This is a genomic window from Hanstruepera flava (genome assembly GCF_023634025.1).
Classification (GTDB): Bacteria; Bacteroidota; Bacteroidia; order Flavobacteriales; family Flavobacteriaceae; genus Hanstruepera; species Hanstruepera flava.
This window is the reverse complement of the sequence record NZ_JALJCW010000002.1, coordinates 47,479-62,339: the sequence shown is the minus strand read 5'-3', so window position 1 is coordinate 62,339 and position 14,861 is coordinate 47,479. Positions and strand designations below refer to the sequence as shown.

Here is a 14,861-nt window from a genome sequence, read left to right as displayed (position 1 = left end):
CAAAAATGTCGCGTTTTTGGATGTTGCAACATAGTCATTCCATTGTTCATCAAATTTTGAATGATATGGTTTTACCTGATAGCCTATGGTTAATTGATTTTTTATTCGAGTGAAAAATACTAATTATAATTCACTCTGTTGAATTCAATTTTTAGAAACTCGATTAAAAGTGACATCTCCTTTTTCATTTATATATTCATAAACTCCAAAAGGTGCACCAGATTCAATTTGAATATAGCTTTTATCTTCTTGTAAGTTTTTTAAATATTTTTCATTTTCAGACAAATATGAAAACAAAATTCTAAACAAATTTACGGGTGTTTTTATCTGACCATCGTAATTGGGCACCTTATTGTTTGGCCACTTTATGGCCAGTTGAGCTGTGAAAATAGAATAAATTAAATCACGATCAGTCAATTTTGATCTTGCTTCCAGAGTTGTATTCATACCCACAAACCCACCATGGTCAGCAGTTATAACAATTAAACCGTTAGGGTCTTTTTGTTCAATATAATTTATAACCTCCTTTAACCAATCATTAGTATCTTCTAGTCTATTCAAATATTTTTTACGCTCAACATCTGCGATATCTCCGGGCGATTTTTTATTAGTTACATGACTTGGTGATAATTCTTCAAGAAAGAAAAAATTGGGGTGCGTACCAGCAGATATATCAATTGTTTTAAATTCTGAAAAAATGTCGCTTGACATCTGGAACCCTCTAGAAAAATATGATAAGCTATCCGCACTCATGTTACAATAATCATAACCCATTTCAGATCGATTAATCAACATGTACGATCGGTCTAAAAGCAAATGCGTTTTATAATCGTTATTGTTTAAAATTCTCAAAACAGGATTATCGCCAATAATAACATTACGTGCATTATAAACCTCTCGAATCTTACTGCTTGGAAAATTATAGTAATGATGTTTCATTGAAAACATTGAACTATTTGAACTTAAAGTTGAATAATAGTTACTACGATAATTGTCATATACTTGAAATCCTTTCTCCAACAAAAAGTTTCTAAATTCAGAATTATTGTATTGGTAGTACCCTTTATTTATTTCAGAGAAATTTGCGTAACCGTCGGGTTGAATTATATAAATATTAGGAGTCTTTTTAAACACAACACCTTCTATATCATCTGGTTGACCCATCCATTCTTCTGGATATTGAATATCTAAAAAGACATACTTCCCAAGCGAAAATGTAATTACAAAGGCTAGTAAAAATTGAAAAACGATTATTTTATTAAAATAATTGCGGAGTAAAACTCCTGCAAAAATAGCTAATAACACTGCCAAAAAAATATATTTTAGGTTGAACCCTCTGGTAATTATAACCAGTAGATATGCAGACCAACCTAAATTAAGAATTGGCAAAACAAAATATCTAACCGGTTTAAAAAATGATATCCTATTAACAAAAATATGAGATACTTTAAACAGAATAATAGGGATCAACAAAAAGTAAACAATAAAAAATACAACTTGTTGCCACGAATTTAAAAGTGTGAAATTTGAATAATAATAGTACAACAAAGGAAATAGCCCTGCGGAAATAGCCGCAATTACAGGAGTTTCTTTATCACTCTTAATGAAAGCTATAATTTTTTCGCGAAGGCTTTGCATAACTATTTTCTTTTTAAGAAATACATCACACGTTTAGTATTTGTTATTTCTGTTTTCTCTACCAAATCAAAATTTTGTAAAAAGGCACTTTCAAAATTCTTCACATTGTAAAAGTTAAAGTGGTCTTTAAATTCTCCTTTAGTATTCAACAAACGCTCTACCCAAGAATCTCCAGGTTTAGGAAACTCAATTATTAAATACTTGGAAAATTTTGCAAAAAATTCAGCAGACATATTGAACGTTACATTTCCCGTTAACGTTATATGGTGAATAACAGCCAAAGCTAAAGTTAATTGTGGTTCATAAACTTTTATTCGTTCAATAAACGAAGTTCTTTCCTTATTATTAAAGCCCAGACTAGGAGAAGGATTTAAAACATCTAAAACAAAAGGCAACATATAGGTTTCCTTATTAGTTTTTACTTTTTTATAGTTGAAATCAACTGCATTATTATCAACATCACAAACTAATGCTTGTTCAATATCTTGATTTAGGAGCCGTAAAAAAGTGCCATCATTTCCTCCTACATCTATTACAGTTTTTGGCTTAATAGTATTCGCCCAAGTGTTTATAATTTTGGATTTCAACTTAAAAGCTTCATCTGAATAGTTCATTTTAGTATAATAATCTCCCCATTCAGAATGTTCTTTTAGAGACATTTTCTTTATATAGTCATAAAGTGTCGTAATGATATTGAGCTGCGCTTTTTTAGATAGGGTCGTTTTTTTTGATTTTCCTTCGTAGTCATCATTATGTTTATCCTCAAACTTTGCCAACAAATGTACATTGGAGTACAAAAACGGATTTAATTTGGTTTTATAGGGCAGCATTGATGCTAGTTGCTTTATTGGAATACCATCAATAAAATTACTCAATAATTTAAGGGACTGCGCTCCGTGGTAATAAGCCAGTAATAATGGTCCTAAAAAGTGCGCAATAAACTGTTTGTAGGCTCGCCAAGGTTCATTTTCTCTATAGAAATCGAATGACAAGGTATCGATAAAAACAGCTTGTCCGTTATGAAATGTTACATTAAAAGCCGAAGCATCCTTTAATGAATAATTGTGATCCAAAGCATACTTCTGAATCTTTAATGTGAGTAATGCAGCTTCTTTATATTGTAAAAAACACCATTCGTAAGGGTAAGTAATGAATGGAATCTGCTCTGGTATAATTATAATTTTAGATTCGGTTGATAGTTCTTCACTATGTGGAATCAATAAGTTATTGTTAAACAGCTTATCAAAAAAACCAGAATCTTTTAGACTGCTATACTGTTTGAAATAAATGGGATTAATTACACGCTTAAAAATACCTTGGTCGTTAATAACATATCCCGATGGATCTCTAAATGAAGATGGATGCCTTTGATTATTTATCACCTGTATTTTTGTTTTCTATATCAGATTCTTTAACATCAATATCATCAAACAAGTCATCGTCATTTTTAACAAGACCTAAAAATGATTTGATTTTAAACATCAAACCTTTAGAAAACAAAACAACTCCAGCAACTGCAGCAACAATAGCTTGAGCAATCATAGCACCTAAACCCGGATCGAAATAAAGAAAATGCATAATCTAATCTTTTGGTAAATATAATGAACTCTACCTTTTCTTTAACGCTAAATAATACAAGTTTATTAAGAAAATAGCTGTATTGGTTATTATTATAGGATAAGATAACGGATTTAGCATAAAGCCATAAACCACAAAAAGCAAACAACCTACCGAATTTACCAAACGTAAGTTGTTTACTTTTTTCATTAAAAATGAAATTAAAACTGTAGCCATGGCAGCATAACCAACCCAATCTGTTACAGTAATCAATTCCATAACTTATATATTTTTATTACGCTTACGATCAACCTCTTTTAAAAGAATTTTACGCAAACGCAAGTGTTTTGGCGTTACCTCAACATATTCATCTTTTTGAATGTACTCTAAAGCCTCTTCTAATGAAAATTTAATTGCAGGCACAATTTTAGCCTTATCATCTGCTCCAGCAGAACGCACATTACTTAATTTTTTGGTTTTAGTAACATTAACTACCATATCGTCACCACGAGAGTTTTCACCAATTACCTGACCTTCATAAATGTCCTCACCTGGATCGATAAAAAACTTACCGCGCTCCTGTAATTTATCAATAGAATATGGAATAGCTTGACCATTTTCCATAGATACCAATGATCCGTTTTGACGTTCAGGAATACCACCTTTTAAAGGTTGATATTCTTTAAAACGATGTGCCATAATAGCTTCACCGGCTGTAGCAGTTAATAACTGATTACGTAAACCAATAATACCTCTTGAAGGCACAATAAACTCACAAACCATACGATCGCCTTTGGCTTCCATGCTCAACATCTCACCTTTTCGCATAGTCACCATTTCTATGGCTTTACCAGATACCTCTTCAGGTAAATCAATAGTCATTTCTTCTACAGGCTCACATTTTACACCATCAATTTCCTTAATAATTACCTGTGGCTGACCAATTTGTAATTCATAACCTTCACGACGCATGGTTTCAATCAACACCGATAAATGAAGAACACCACGACCAAATACCATAAACTTATCAGCACTATCAGTTTCTTCAACACGTAATGCCAAATTCTTTTCCAGCTCTTTAGTCAAACGCTCTTTAATATGTCTCGATGTCACATATTTTCCATCTTTTCCAAAGAACGGCGAATCGTTAATGGTAAACAACATACTCATGGTTGGCTCATCGATGGCTATGGTTTTTAATCCTTCAGGGTTTTCCCAATCGGCAACTGTATCACCAATTTCAAAACCTTCTAAACCAACAATCGCACAAATATCACCTGCTTTTACTTCATCAACCTTTTTACGACCTAAACCTTCAAAAGTGTGTAATTCCTTAATTTTTGACTTCACAACGCTACCATCGCGTTTTACTAATGAAATATTTTGTCCAGCTTTTAATTCACCACGTGTTAAACGACCAATAGCAATTCGTCCTGTAAATGATGAAAAGTCTAAAGATGTAATTAACATTTGGGTTGTGCCTTCTTCTATTTTAGGCTCTGGAATATGATTGATAACCATATCTAAAAGTGGCTCAATGTTCTCGGTAGGCTTTTGCCAATCTTCACTCATCCAGTTATTTTTAGCCGAGCCGTAAACCGTTGGAAAATCCAATTGCCACTCCTCTGCTCCCAATTCAAACATCAGGTCAAAAACTTTTTCATGTACCTCATCTGGCGTACAATTTTCTTTATCAACTTTATTTACCACCACACATGGCTTCAAACCTAAATCAATAGCTTTTTGTAACACAAAACGGGTTTGCGGCATAGGGCCTTCAAAGGCATCAACCAATAACAATACACCATCTGCCATGTTTAACACACGCTCAACCTCGCCACCAAAATCGGCGTGACCAGGTGTGTCAATTATATTAATTTTAGTGTCTTTATAAATTACTGAAACGTTTTTTGAGGTAATTGTTATTCCGCGTTCACGTTCTAAATCGTTATTATCAAGAATTAAATCGCCTGTGTTTTCATTCTCACGAAACAACTGACAATGGTACATAATCTTATCAACCAAAGTGGTTTTACCATGGTCAACGTGTGCAATAATTGCAATGTTTTTAATTTTAGCCATAATGATGCCGTATTTTAAGCGCGCAAAGGTACGTTATATTTTAACAATTACACTAAATTATAGTTAATTATATGTTATAAGATATTCCTTTTATACGATTTATAAGTATATTTCGTTAAGTAATTGATTAATAGTAAATAGCCATTACTAACCAGCTCATAACCACCAAAGGCGTTTTACTCATGTTAAAACATGTTTAACCTTTAAATTGAGCAAAATGAAACTGATTAGTAAATACTCTAAATTTATCCCTTATCTGTATTACATAGCTGTAATAGCCTATTGGTTTACCGACATAAATAGAAGCGAAGGCCTTACTGCATATCCCATTTTATTGTTTGGCATTCCATTTCTTTGGCAATTAATAAAGCCCAATAAGCAGCTTAACTTTTCGTTGGGAATTGTCTTTGTTTGCCTATCATCTTATCTTATTCTAGCTTATTTATCAGATCTATTCAATATTATTGATATTTCTACCTCTACCAAAACCTTTATAATTTATGGTGGCATTTTTGTATTCACCAATTTTTTAATGGCGTTATGGATGATTAGGAATAGTCTAAAAAAAGCATTTTAATTTAACTATCTTTGTGGCTTAAATTTTTAAGCTAATGAATCTCACAGATGTTCCAAAATTAATGCACACCAACAGTGATAATTTCTTCTTATTGGCTGGGCCTTGTGCCATTGAAGGTGAAGACATGGCATTGCGTATTGCTGAAAAGATTATTTCTATAACCAACGATTTGCATGTCCCATACGTTTTTAAAGGCAGTTTTAAGAAAGCCAACCGCAGTCGTATTGACAGCTTTACAGGTATTGGTGATGAAAAAGCTTTAAAAATTTTACGCAAGGTTTCTGAAACATTTGAAGTTCCAACAGTAACAGACATCCACGAGGTATCTGATGCCAAAATGGCCGCCGAATATGTTGATGTACTTCAAATTCCTGCTTTCTTGGTGCGTCAAACAGATTTAGTTGTCGCTGCTGCAGAAACTGGTAAGGTGGTCAATTTAAAAAAGGGGCAATTTATGAGTCCGGAAGCTATGAAACATGCCGTACAAAAGGTTAAGGATTCTGGTAGTGACAAAGCTTGGATAACCGATAGAGGAACTATGTTTGGTTACCAAGATATGATAGTTGATTTTCGCGGTATTCCTACCATGCGTCAATATGCACCTACTATTTTGGACGTTACGCACTCATTACAGCAACCAAACCAATCGGTTGGTGTTACAGGTGGGAGACCAGATATGATTGAAACCATTGCGCGTGCTGGAGTGGTGAATAATGTGGATGGCTTATTTATTGAAACGCATTTTGACCCAGCCAATGCCAAAAGCGATGGTGCCAACATGCTACATTTGGATAATTTGGGGAGCTTACTTTCAAACCTTGTGGCCATTAGAAAAACCATTAACAGTTTAAAATAAGCTAACAATATGGATATTGAAATCCGTCAAGCCACTGTTGAAGATATTCCTGAAATTACCACACTTTTTCGGGATACTATTCGTGAAGTGAATTCAAAGCACTATTCAGATAAGCAGATTCAGACTTGGGCAGATGGTGCAAATGACACCCAAAAATGGGAAGACCGAATTAACAGATTATACTTTTTAGTTGCCGAAAGCCATAACACCATTGTAGGTTTTGCCTATTTAAAAAATTGCAATTATTTTGACGGACTGTTTGTTCATAAAGACTTTCAGCGACAAGGTATCGCTTCAAAATTACTGCGTATTATAGAATCAAAAGTTATGATGGATGGTTTTGAGAAAATAAAATCTGATGTCAGTATTACGGCATTACCATTTTTTGAAGACCACTACTACGATGTTATTAAAAAGCAAAAAAAGATTCTTAAGGGTATAACATTTGAAAATTACGTAGTCAGCAAAACGCTCTAAAGAAACCAAGGTTTTTTGCTTTGTTCCAATTGCTTTGCCGCTGCTTGTAATAACATAACAAAACGGTGTTCATCTAAATCTTCAATTCTTTTTAATTGAATAGATCGTACTTGTTTGCGATTATTATAATTCTGTAACTCCGGAAAATCATTTTCCAGTAAAACACCTTGCACAAAAGCCACATCTACAAAGTTGGTTCCTTTTAAAACATTCAAATAAATCATGGGCTTTTTCCCTAGGTTATAAAACGGAATTTTATAGCTATATCGCTCTTCAACATTGGGTAAAGTCTTTAATATTACCTGCCTTACATACAGCATAATGGACTGATAGGGTTCTTTCTGTTCCAAAAAATAAGCATCAACAGGTTTCATTTAGTTGCACGTAATTGATAATAATTTGTAAGAATTTACTAAATTACTAATCGAAAATGACCAACCAAAACTACTACACTATTTAATTTACTTGGAACTAACCAGTAAATGCTAAAATTCTTTCGACGGATAAGACAGAATCTCCTTTCCGAAAACAAAACGGGTAAATACTTTAAATATGCTATTGGTGAAATAATTCTTGTAGTCATTGGAATTCTCATTGCATTGCAAGTCAATAATTGGAACACTGAAAGACAATTAGAACAAACTGGACGTAAATTGTTGAAAAATATTCAAAAAGATCTTTTAACAGATATAGAAAGTGCTACAAATATTTTAGAAACCTACGTAATAAAGGATTCGTTAGCACGATTAGTTGTCAATAATAAATTCACAATATCTGATTATCAAAATAGTATATACGGACCAGAAGGCACCTATTTCATGTATTGGTATGACAACTTCGTAATCAATAAAGAAGCTTTTTTAAAGTTTAAAGACTTTGTAAAAAACCTAGATGATTCATTTATTAGCTTTCAGGACTCATTAGATGAACTCTACATTACTCAAGGTAATTATATAGACAAGTTCAATCAACGAATAAGCACAACAGTATATAAAAATTTAGACTACCTCGCCAAGAGTAAAACATGGTATCATGAATGGCAATATGGAAGCGACACTGGAAACCATGATGAAAGCCATTTGTTTTTTTTAGAAGACCCTTTATATAAAAACCAAGTTGCTAATTACATTAACGATTATAAAAACCTAAATAGAGGTACACAAACCTTCAGAGTACAGGCTGTATCACTCTACAAAAAGATAAGCGATGTGTTAAATGAAACTCCAGAAGACAACGAATTACTGAAGTTACAAATCAGTCAAGAGCATCAACTTGATCATTATTTAGGAGACTATAAACCCGATAGCGAATCTATAGATATGACAAGAATTATATTAACAAACAACTATTTACAAAGACAGGATTCAGACGGTCAAACTACTAGGATGTACAGACATTCGAACACCTCGTTTTTCATGTTTAAAACCAATGAAGTTGAAGTTGTAAAATTTAATTTATACAGCGACCCAAGTGAGACAAGTATTAAGATTATGGCAAAACACAAGTATCTAAACTATAAAAAGGTGAATACTAATGATTAAATTCTTCCGTAAAATCCGCCAAAGATTACTTTCTGAAAATAAATTTTCAAAGTATCTACTTTATGCCATTGGCGAAATTATTCTGGTAGTCATTGGGATTTTAATTGCATTGCAAATAAACAATAATAACGAACTAAATAAAGCGCGTGAAAAAGAACTGAAATACCTTAAAAACATCAAAACCGATTTACTGCTTAACATTGACAACATTGATAGTTTTATTGAAAAAAGAGAAAGTTCTATTGCATCGGCCAATGCTATTTTAGAATATTATGAAGGCAAGCCTCTTACTGATCTTGACGACTTTAACAACCACTGCTTGAACGTGTATATTTGGCACAAATTCTACCAAATAAACAACACCTTTTTAGAGCTTACCAATTCTGGGAATTTGGCTTTAATATCAAACGACTCCATTAAAAACCAATTGCTCAATATAGATGCACTATACAAGGAACTAAAAGGCGAAGAAGAACACTATCGTTTTGATACTGAACAGCTCCTTTATGGACCCTCATTCAGAACTTTAGACCTAAACCCTTTGACTAAAAAATACATCTATAATGTCACTAATGGTCAAGCTGGAGAAAACCGGGAAATCCCTAGGGCAAACTTTGAAACCATACTTAAAGACCTAGAGCATAAAAACGGATTTGTTATGGCAGACTATGAGTTTACGGTTATGAATGGGCAATTGCGTGAAATGAAAACCATGTCTGAAGATCTTATTAAACTTATAGATAAAGAAACCAATACAAGTGATTAAATTCTTTAGAAATATCCGTAAAAAATTAGCCGCAGAAAACAGAGCTATGACATATTCACGATACGCCATTGGTGAAATTATTTTAGTGGTTATTGGAATTTTGATTGCATTGCAGATTAATAATTGGAATGAAGAAAAGAAAACCAAACGTTTGGAAACCAAAATCCTTAAAGAGCTACATGAAAATCTTAAAATAGACCTATTGGGTATTCAAGAAGATATAAATACTATGGATTCCATAAAAAAAGCATGTAAAGAGGTAGTAACCTATTTAAAAACTAAAGGCCAACCCGATTCTTCTTTTTATTATTTAACCACTGCATTACGCGTAAGACCTCACTTTGATCCCAATAAAAGTGGTTATGGTCTCTTACAATCTAAAGGTATGGAGGTAATATCTAATGATAGCTTGAGAAATGATATTTCACTGTTATATGAACGTGCCTACACTTATTACAGAAGGTATGAAGACGAACGACTAGACTTTCATAATTTAAACAGTTCTGCTAAATTTTTAGAATATTTCTATGAAAACTTTGACGCAAAGGCCACTTGGTACTCTAAATTTTTAATAACACAAAAAGATTACGAAAGGTTGAGAAAAGATGAGTCGTTTATCAAACTTGCTTCGGCAATATCTTTTGAAAACTCAACCCTACAAAACAGAGCGCAACGTACGGAAAGACACATTAAAAATCTATTACAGTTTATTGAAGAGGAATTAAATTCAAATTCTAACTAATGCTAAAATTTTTCAGAAAAATACGCTACAACCTTATGAGTGAGAACAAAACAGGCAAATACCTTAAATATGCGATAGGCGAAATTGTACTCGTAGTCATCGGGATTTTGATTGCTTTACAAATCAATAATTGGAATGAAAAGCAAAAAGATATTGAAAAAGAACAACAAATACTTTTAAGCTTAAGAGAGGAATTTAAACAAAACATTAAAGAGCTAGAATTTGACCACACCTTAAATGAAGGGAGTTTAAATGCCATTGTTGCGTTAATGAATTTTGACCATACAAACCCATTTAAAACCAAAACAATTGATAGTCTATTAGGACAAATGTACAATTACGCCACATTTGATGCGCGATTAGGTGTTATGAACGACATTACATCTTCTGGTAATCTGGAACTCATAAGAGATTCTAAATTAAAATATGCGCTCAACCAATGGACAGGTGAACTTGACGACTACAAAGAAGACATTATTATTAGAAGAGAATATTGGGTAAATAATGTGCCAGGAATATTGTACAAGTTCATCCCGCTGCGAAATGTAGACGCTTCAATGAACAGATCTGATTACAAACGTGATATTATTATTCAACCTATAGAAGTTCCAAAAGAAAATTACGTAGACTTCCTGTCAAGCCTAGAAGTAGATAGCATGCTGTTTGATTATTACATGAATCAATCTTATGTAACCGTAAACGAGAATGTTATTATGCGATTTTTAAAAGATACTTTAAGTTTAATTGAAGCCAACATACAAAATGATTAAATTCTTCCCACCAAAACTGATTGTCGTGTCGAGCGGAGTAGAGACATCTCAACATGAGATTTCTCAATCGTCACTTTGTTCCTCATGTCGAAATGACAACCAACTATGATAAAGTTTTTCAGAAACATTCGCAAAAAACTGGCTTCCGAAAATAAAGCTGCAGCCTATTCCAGATATGCCATAGGCGAGATTGTACTCGTAGTTATTGGGATTCTAATTGCCTTACAAATCAATAACTGGAATGAGAAACGCATAAAATCAAATAAAGAAACTGCCATTCTAAAAAATATTCACCACGAGTTCAAGGAAAACCAAGAACAGTTAGACTCGGTAGTAAAGCAACACCAACTTGTATATGATAGTTGCGCTAAAATAATCAGCCTATTTCCAATAACAACTAAACCCGAACCAGAAGTTTTAGATTCGCTAGCCTATCAGTTATTTTGGTCTTATGGTGGCAACACGTTTAATCCATCTCAAACAAGCATTAATGCTCTAGCAAGTACTTCCTCTTTCGATATTATTAAAAATGAAACCTTGCGCAACCATTTGATTTCATGGAATGATTTAATTACCGATTATCAAGAAGAAGAATTACGTGTTTTAGAACACATGGTTCAACAATATGACCCCTACATGTCAAAGCATTTCGATTGGAATTTTAATTTTAATGACCCAAGAAATGACTTTGAAGCGCTTCAAACTCTAGAATTTGAATATTTAGTAAGAAACCAACACTTTTTAATCGATCAAATATTAACAAATACTGGCGAACTTCAAAAAGTACAGAAAACACTGAATGAGATTATTGACCTTTCAAAGCCCAATTCCAACAATTAAATTTTAAACCAAATATTTCATCTTTTTACTTGCTAGAAAACATATTTTTATTTTACTTTGTATTTCAAAGTACTTTTATATGGAATCAAAAGATTATCTAAAAGACATAAGCGAGATTAAAAACCTAATGAACAAATCGTCTCGGTTTATTTCGCTTTCAGGCTTATCAGGAATCCTGGCAGGAATATATGCCTTAATAGGCGCTGCAACAGCTTACTGGCTAGTAACAAATTATAGTTACGGCACATTAACATTAGATGGCTGGGTATTTAGAACCTGTGTATTGATTTTAGGCTTGGTAGCATTCTTTAGTATTGTTACGGGAATACTCCTTACAACGCGCAAAGCGAAAAAACATGGAGAGAAAATTTGGGATAATACTTCTAGACGTTTAGTCTTTAATTTTTTAATCCCATTGGTGGTTGGAGGTATTTATATTCTAATAATTTTGAATCAACAAAAGTATGGCCAAACTGGAGCGTTAATGTTATTGTTCTACGGATTGGCTTTAATAAATGCCTCAAAATATAGTATTGGAGACATCCGTTACTTGGGATTTATTCAAGTAATTTTAGGACTCATCTGCGCCTGCTTTCCCGGATATGGATTTTGGCTTTGGGTATTGGGGTTTGGTGTTATGCACATAGTTTATGGCACTTGGATGCATTTTAAATATGATAGAAATTAAATTATGAATTAAAAACTGAAAGGCATGTTAGCACAAAACAAACGGTTTGTCACAATAATCTTGTGCTTAGAAGCACTATTACTGATTCCCTTGATCGCCATGCAATTTACCTCTGAAGTCAATTGGATTTATACCGACTTTATTGTCTTTGGCGTATTGCTTTTAACGGTTGGCGTTTTGGTTGAATATATATTACGAATTGTCAAAAATCAGGAAAGACGTATTATCTTGATTGCTTTTTTGATATTGATTTTCTTACTAATTTGGGCCGAATTGGGCGTTGGAATTTTTGGATCACCATTCGCTGGAAGTTAATTTTTAATGAGTATAATAACCAACATAAATAAAGTTTTTGATCACCGCATTCGTTTGGGCATTATGTCTATTTTAATGGTCAATGAATATGCCGATTTCAATACTCTAAAAGAATTGTTGGATGTAACCGATGGTAATTTAGCCAGTCATACTAAAGCACTTGAAAAGGCTGAATATATTTCTGTTGAAAAACAATTTATAGGTAGAAAACCAAACACACGTTATGCTACAACCAAATTGGGCAGATTAGAATTTAAAAAGCATATTGAAGCATTAGAAAAATTAATTAATAAACAATAACCTATCAACAAACTCAATACGAGCTATTTTTTTATTATTAAGCTTTGAATTTCAAAGTACTTTAAATTTAAATATATGAAGAATATCATTTTATTATTTGGCGCCATCTTGTTCAGTACACTTTTTTACAAACAAGATATCGGTTTAAACATGTCTCTATTTAGTATTGTAACCATTATAATACTATCCATTTTTAATCCAAAAGCTTTTAAAAGCAAATCGTCAATTGCATTAACCACAACGTATCTTATTACCGCAATCGCAATTTTCTTTTATAATTCCAGTCTTTCCATTTTGGCAAACTGTTTAGCCTTTTTTACATTAGTAGGCCATATATCACAACGTAATACGTCAATATATGTCAACTGGCTAAATGGATTATACACATTTGTAGCTGGGTTTTTTCTTCACGCGTTGCTAAAGTCAGAATCTAACAAAGAATCCAAAAACAAAACACAAATTGATTACATTCATTTAATAAAAATTATTGGAATACCATTAGCTGTAATAATTGTATTTATACTACTATATAAAAATGGAAACCCTGTATTTAATGAAATGATTTCTAAAATAGATTTCAGTTTTATTAATTTGCAATGGTTACTCCTTACCACACTTGGTTACTTTTTATTTTATAATATTTCAAAGCCTATACAAGTTAATCCTGCTACCGAATTAGATTTAAACACAAGCAATACTTTAGCAAAGAATCATAAATTTTCAATTGACACTTTAAAAAAGGAAAATCAATTAGGGTTAATATTAATAACTCTGCTCAACATCCTGATTGTTGTCTTCCTGATAACAGATATAACCTACTTAACTACCTCTAATGATATTATAGCAGCAAATCTATCCGATCAAGTACACAATGGCATAAATGCCTTAATAGTTTCAATTGTTATTGCCATAATTATTATTATTTACTTTTTTAGAGGAAACTTAAATTTTTATGAGCAAAATAGTAAACTAAAAGCCGCTACATATTGTTGGATAATACTCAACACCATTTTAGTTGTTAATATCGTTATTAAAGACAGCCAGTATATTTATTATTATGGTTTTACGTATAAAAGAATTGGCGTATTAGTTTATCTATTGCTTGCAATGATAGGATTACTTACAACGGCTCTTAAAGTTTTTAAAATAAAAAACTTGTGGTTTTTATTCAGGGTTAACAGTTTAACGGCTTATGCCCTATTAATTATCTCTTGCACGGTTAATTGGGATAATTTAATTACCAATTATAATTTATACCATGCCAAGTCCAATGATTTTGAATACTTGATTAGCTTATCAAACAACAATACCTTTCTATTAAAGGCATACTCCGAAAAAAATCAATTGAGTACAAAAAATCAATTTCTAGTTGATAAAAAGCATAATGATTTTGTAGAAAAGCTAAATAGCAATACATGGCAAGAAATGCAGTTCGATAATTTTAATATAGAACAATACAAATGAGATACTCCAAATCAATCTTAAAATCTATTTTTTTATCTGGAATTATATTTTGGTTAGTCATTTTTTCAGAAAGCTTTAATGCTGATATGCTATTTTGGGCGTTTTTATCAATAATACCTATCTCACTTTGTTGCTCTTTTACAATCTTTACCACCATTGCACCTTGGTTTATTCTAAACTCTGGCATGAAACCTAGAGAAGTATATGTCAAATATTTTGCTTACTACGCAATTCTTTGTTTTGCCTTA

19 protein-coding genes are annotated in these 14,861 nt (G+C 32.4%); 12 read left to right on the top strand and 7 right to left on the bottom strand.

Going from position 1 to position 14,861, the window contains the following annotated elements:
• Window positions 1-144: 144 nt before the first annotated feature.
• From MTX13_RS07775 to typA, 5 genes are all read right to left on the bottom strand, one after another.
• On the bottom strand, window positions 145-1,305 hold the full coding sequence (locus MTX13_RS07775; protein ID WP_250434543.1) for a sulfatase-like hydrolase/transferase: 1,161 nt from the start codon (window positions 1,303-1,305) through the stop codon (window positions 145-147).
• A 335-nt stretch (window positions 1,306-1,640) separates the two neighbouring features.
• Window positions 1,641-3,020 carry a class I SAM-dependent methyltransferase gene (locus MTX13_RS07770; protein ID WP_250433970.1) on the bottom strand — a complete coding sequence of 460 codons (1,380 nt, stop codon included), beginning with the start codon at window positions 3,018-3,020 and terminating at the stop codon, window positions 1,641-1,643.
• Window positions 3,010-3,216, bottom strand: coding sequence for a hypothetical protein (locus MTX13_RS07765; RefSeq protein ID WP_250433969.1), 207 nt, complete (start codon window positions 3,214-3,216; stop codon window positions 3,010-3,012). The genes MTX13_RS07770 and MTX13_RS07765 overlap by 11 nt, the downstream gene beginning before the upstream one ends.
• A 30-nt stretch (window positions 3,217-3,246) precedes the next feature.
• Window positions 3,247-3,474 carry a uroporphyrinogen decarboxylase gene (locus MTX13_RS07760; RefSeq protein ID WP_250433968.1) on the bottom strand — a complete coding sequence of 76 codons (228 nt, stop codon included), beginning with the start codon at window positions 3,472-3,474 and terminating at the stop codon, window positions 3,247-3,249.
• Between the two features lie 3 nt (window positions 3,475-3,477).
• Complete coding sequence (typA, locus tag MTX13_RS07755; protein ID WP_250433967.1) at window positions 3,478-5,277, bottom strand: translational GTPase TypA; 1,800 nt, start codon at window positions 5,275-5,277, stop codon at window positions 3,478-3,480.
• Window positions 5,278-5,494: 217 nt separating this feature from the next.
• Here typA and MTX13_RS07750 point away from each other — a divergent pair, with 217 nt between their 5' ends.
• From MTX13_RS07750 to MTX13_RS07740, 3 genes are read left to right on the top strand one after another with little or no spacing between them, the layout of a single operon-like run.
• The gene (locus tag MTX13_RS07750) at window positions 5,495-5,854 is read left to right on the top strand and encodes a hypothetical protein (protein WP_250433966.1); all 360 of its coding nucleotides are present in this window, start codon (window positions 5,495-5,497) and stop codon (window positions 5,852-5,854) included.
• Window positions 5,855-5,888: 34 nt separating this feature from the next.
• Window positions 5,889-6,710, top strand: coding sequence for a 3-deoxy-8-phosphooctulonate synthase (gene kdsA, locus MTX13_RS07745; RefSeq protein WP_250433965.1), 822 nt, complete (start codon window positions 5,889-5,891; stop codon window positions 6,708-6,710).
• Window positions 6,711-6,719: 9 nt separating this feature from the next.
• A complete protein-coding gene (locus MTX13_RS07740; protein WP_250433964.1) occupies window positions 6,720-7,187 on the top strand; it encodes a GNAT family N-acetyltransferase in 468 nt (155 codons plus the stop codon).
• Here MTX13_RS07740 and MTX13_RS07735 read toward each other — a convergent pair.
• Window positions 7,184-7,561, bottom strand: coding sequence for a DUF1801 domain-containing protein (locus tag MTX13_RS07735; RefSeq protein ID WP_250433963.1), 378 nt, complete (start codon window positions 7,559-7,561; stop codon window positions 7,184-7,186). The genes MTX13_RS07740 and MTX13_RS07735 overlap by 4 nt on opposite strands.
• 108 nt (window positions 7,562-7,669) lie before the next feature.
• On the opposite strand from MTX13_RS07735, the gene MTX13_RS07730 reads away from it, so the two are divergent.
• The 9 genes from MTX13_RS07730 to MTX13_RS07690 all read left to right on the top strand — a co-directional run bounded on the left by MTX13_RS07730 (window position 7,670) and on the right by MTX13_RS07690 (window position 14,613).
• Window positions 7,670-8,728, top strand: a complete 1,059-nt coding sequence (locus MTX13_RS07730) for a DUF6090 family protein (protein WP_250433961.1) — start codon at window positions 7,670-7,672, stop codon at window positions 8,726-8,728.
• Entirely contained in the window at window positions 8,721-9,494 is a 774-nt protein-coding gene (locus tag MTX13_RS07725; protein WP_250433960.1) for a DUF6090 family protein, read from the top strand. Before MTX13_RS07730 ends, MTX13_RS07725 begins: the two co-directional genes overlap by 8 nt.
• Window positions 9,487-10,236, top strand: a complete 750-nt coding sequence (locus MTX13_RS07720; RefSeq protein WP_250433958.1) for a DUF6090 family protein — start codon at window positions 9,487-9,489, stop codon at window positions 10,234-10,236. Before MTX13_RS07725 ends, MTX13_RS07720 begins: the two co-directional genes overlap by 8 nt.
• Entirely contained in the window at window positions 10,236-11,006 is a 771-nt protein-coding gene (locus MTX13_RS07715; RefSeq protein WP_250433956.1) for a DUF6090 family protein, read from the top strand. Before MTX13_RS07720 ends, MTX13_RS07715 begins: the two co-directional genes overlap by 1 nt.
• A gap of 105 nt (window positions 11,007-11,111) precedes the next feature.
• The gene (locus MTX13_RS07710; protein WP_250433954.1) at window positions 11,112-11,846 is read left to right on the top strand and encodes a DUF6090 family protein; all 735 of its coding nucleotides are present in this window, start codon (window positions 11,112-11,114) and stop codon (window positions 11,844-11,846) included.
• Between the two features lie 79 nt (window positions 11,847-11,925).
• Window positions 11,926-12,534: a hypothetical protein gene (locus tag MTX13_RS07705; protein WP_250433953.1), complete on the top strand. Its 609-nt coding sequence runs from the start codon at window positions 11,926-11,928 to the stop codon at window positions 12,532-12,534.
• A 24-nt stretch (window positions 12,535-12,558) separates the two neighbouring features.
• Window positions 12,559-12,849: a hypothetical protein gene (locus tag MTX13_RS07700; RefSeq protein WP_250433952.1), complete on the top strand. Its 291-nt coding sequence runs from the start codon at window positions 12,559-12,561 to the stop codon at window positions 12,847-12,849.
• 6 nt (window positions 12,850-12,855) lie between these two features.
• On the top strand, window positions 12,856-13,149 hold the full coding sequence (locus MTX13_RS07695) for a winged helix-turn-helix domain-containing protein (RefSeq protein WP_250433951.1): 294 nt from the start codon (window positions 12,856-12,858) through the stop codon (window positions 13,147-13,149).
• Window positions 13,150-13,224: 75 nt separating this feature from the next.
• On the top strand, window positions 13,225-14,613 hold the full coding sequence (locus MTX13_RS07690) for a DUF4153 domain-containing protein (protein ID WP_250433950.1): 1,389 nt from the start codon (window positions 13,225-13,227) through the stop codon (window positions 14,611-14,613).
• On the opposite strand, the gene MTX13_RS07685 is transcribed toward MTX13_RS07690, so the two are convergent.
• Window positions 14,591-14,770 carry a hypothetical protein gene (locus tag MTX13_RS07685; protein WP_250433949.1) on the bottom strand — a complete coding sequence of 60 codons (180 nt, stop codon included), beginning with the start codon at window positions 14,768-14,770 and terminating at the stop codon, window positions 14,591-14,593. The two genes, MTX13_RS07690 and MTX13_RS07685, sit on opposite strands and share 23 nt — an antisense overlap.
• Between the last annotated feature and the right edge of the window lie 91 nt (window positions 14,771-14,861).

What these genes read in the sequence shown, in the direction of transcription:
- MTX13_RS07765 (WP_250433969.1), bottom strand. Translation starts at nt 3,216, where the DNA reads ATGCATTTTCTTTATTTCGATCCGGGTTTAGGTGCTATGATTGCTCAA.
- MTX13_RS07760 (WP_250433968.1), bottom strand. Translation starts at nt 3,474, where the DNA reads ATGGAATTGATTACTGTAACAGATTGGGTTGGTTATGCTGCCATGGCT.
- typA (WP_250433967.1), bottom strand. Translation starts at nt 5,277, where the DNA reads ATGGCTAAAATTAAAAACATTGCAATTATTGCACACGTTGACCATGGT.
- MTX13_RS07750 (WP_250433966.1), top strand. Translation starts at nt 5,495, where the DNA reads ATGAAACTGATTAGTAAATACTCTAAATTTATCCCTTATCTGTATTAC.
- kdsA (WP_250433965.1), top strand. Translation starts at nt 5,889, where the DNA reads ATGAATCTCACAGATGTTCCAAAATTAATGCACACCAACAGTGATAAT.
- MTX13_RS07740 (WP_250433964.1), top strand. Translation starts at nt 6,720, where the DNA reads ATGGATATTGAAATCCGTCAAGCCACTGTTGAAGATATTCCTGAAATT.
- MTX13_RS07735 (WP_250433963.1), bottom strand. Translation starts at nt 7,561, where the DNA reads ATGAAACCTGTTGATGCTTATTTTTTGGAACAGAAAGAACCCTATCAG.
- MTX13_RS07730 (WP_250433961.1), top strand. Translation starts at nt 7,670, where the DNA reads ATGCTAAAATTCTTTCGACGGATAAGACAGAATCTCCTTTCCGAAAAC.
- MTX13_RS07725 (WP_250433960.1), top strand. Translation starts at nt 8,721, where the DNA reads ATGATTAAATTCTTCCGTAAAATCCGCCAAAGATTACTTTCTGAAAAT.
- MTX13_RS07715 (WP_250433956.1), top strand. Translation starts at nt 10,236, where the DNA reads ATGCTAAAATTTTTCAGAAAAATACGCTACAACCTTATGAGTGAGAAC.
- MTX13_RS07710 (WP_250433954.1), top strand. Translation starts at nt 11,112, where the DNA reads ATGATAAAGTTTTTCAGAAACATTCGCAAAAAACTGGCTTCCGAAAAT.
- MTX13_RS07705 (WP_250433953.1), top strand. Translation starts at nt 11,926, where the DNA reads ATGGAATCAAAAGATTATCTAAAAGACATAAGCGAGATTAAAAACCTA.
- MTX13_RS07700 (WP_250433952.1), top strand. Translation starts at nt 12,559, where the DNA reads ATGTTAGCACAAAACAAACGGTTTGTCACAATAATCTTGTGCTTAGAA.
- MTX13_RS07695 (WP_250433951.1), top strand. Translation starts at nt 12,856, where the DNA reads ATGAGTATAATAACCAACATAAATAAAGTTTTTGATCACCGCATTCGT.
- MTX13_RS07690 (WP_250433950.1), top strand. Translation starts at nt 13,225, where the DNA reads ATGAAGAATATCATTTTATTATTTGGCGCCATCTTGTTCAGTACACTT.
- MTX13_RS07685 (WP_250433949.1), bottom strand. Translation starts at nt 14,770, where the DNA reads ATGGTGGTAAAGATTGTAAAAGAGCAACAAAGTGAGATAGGTATTATT.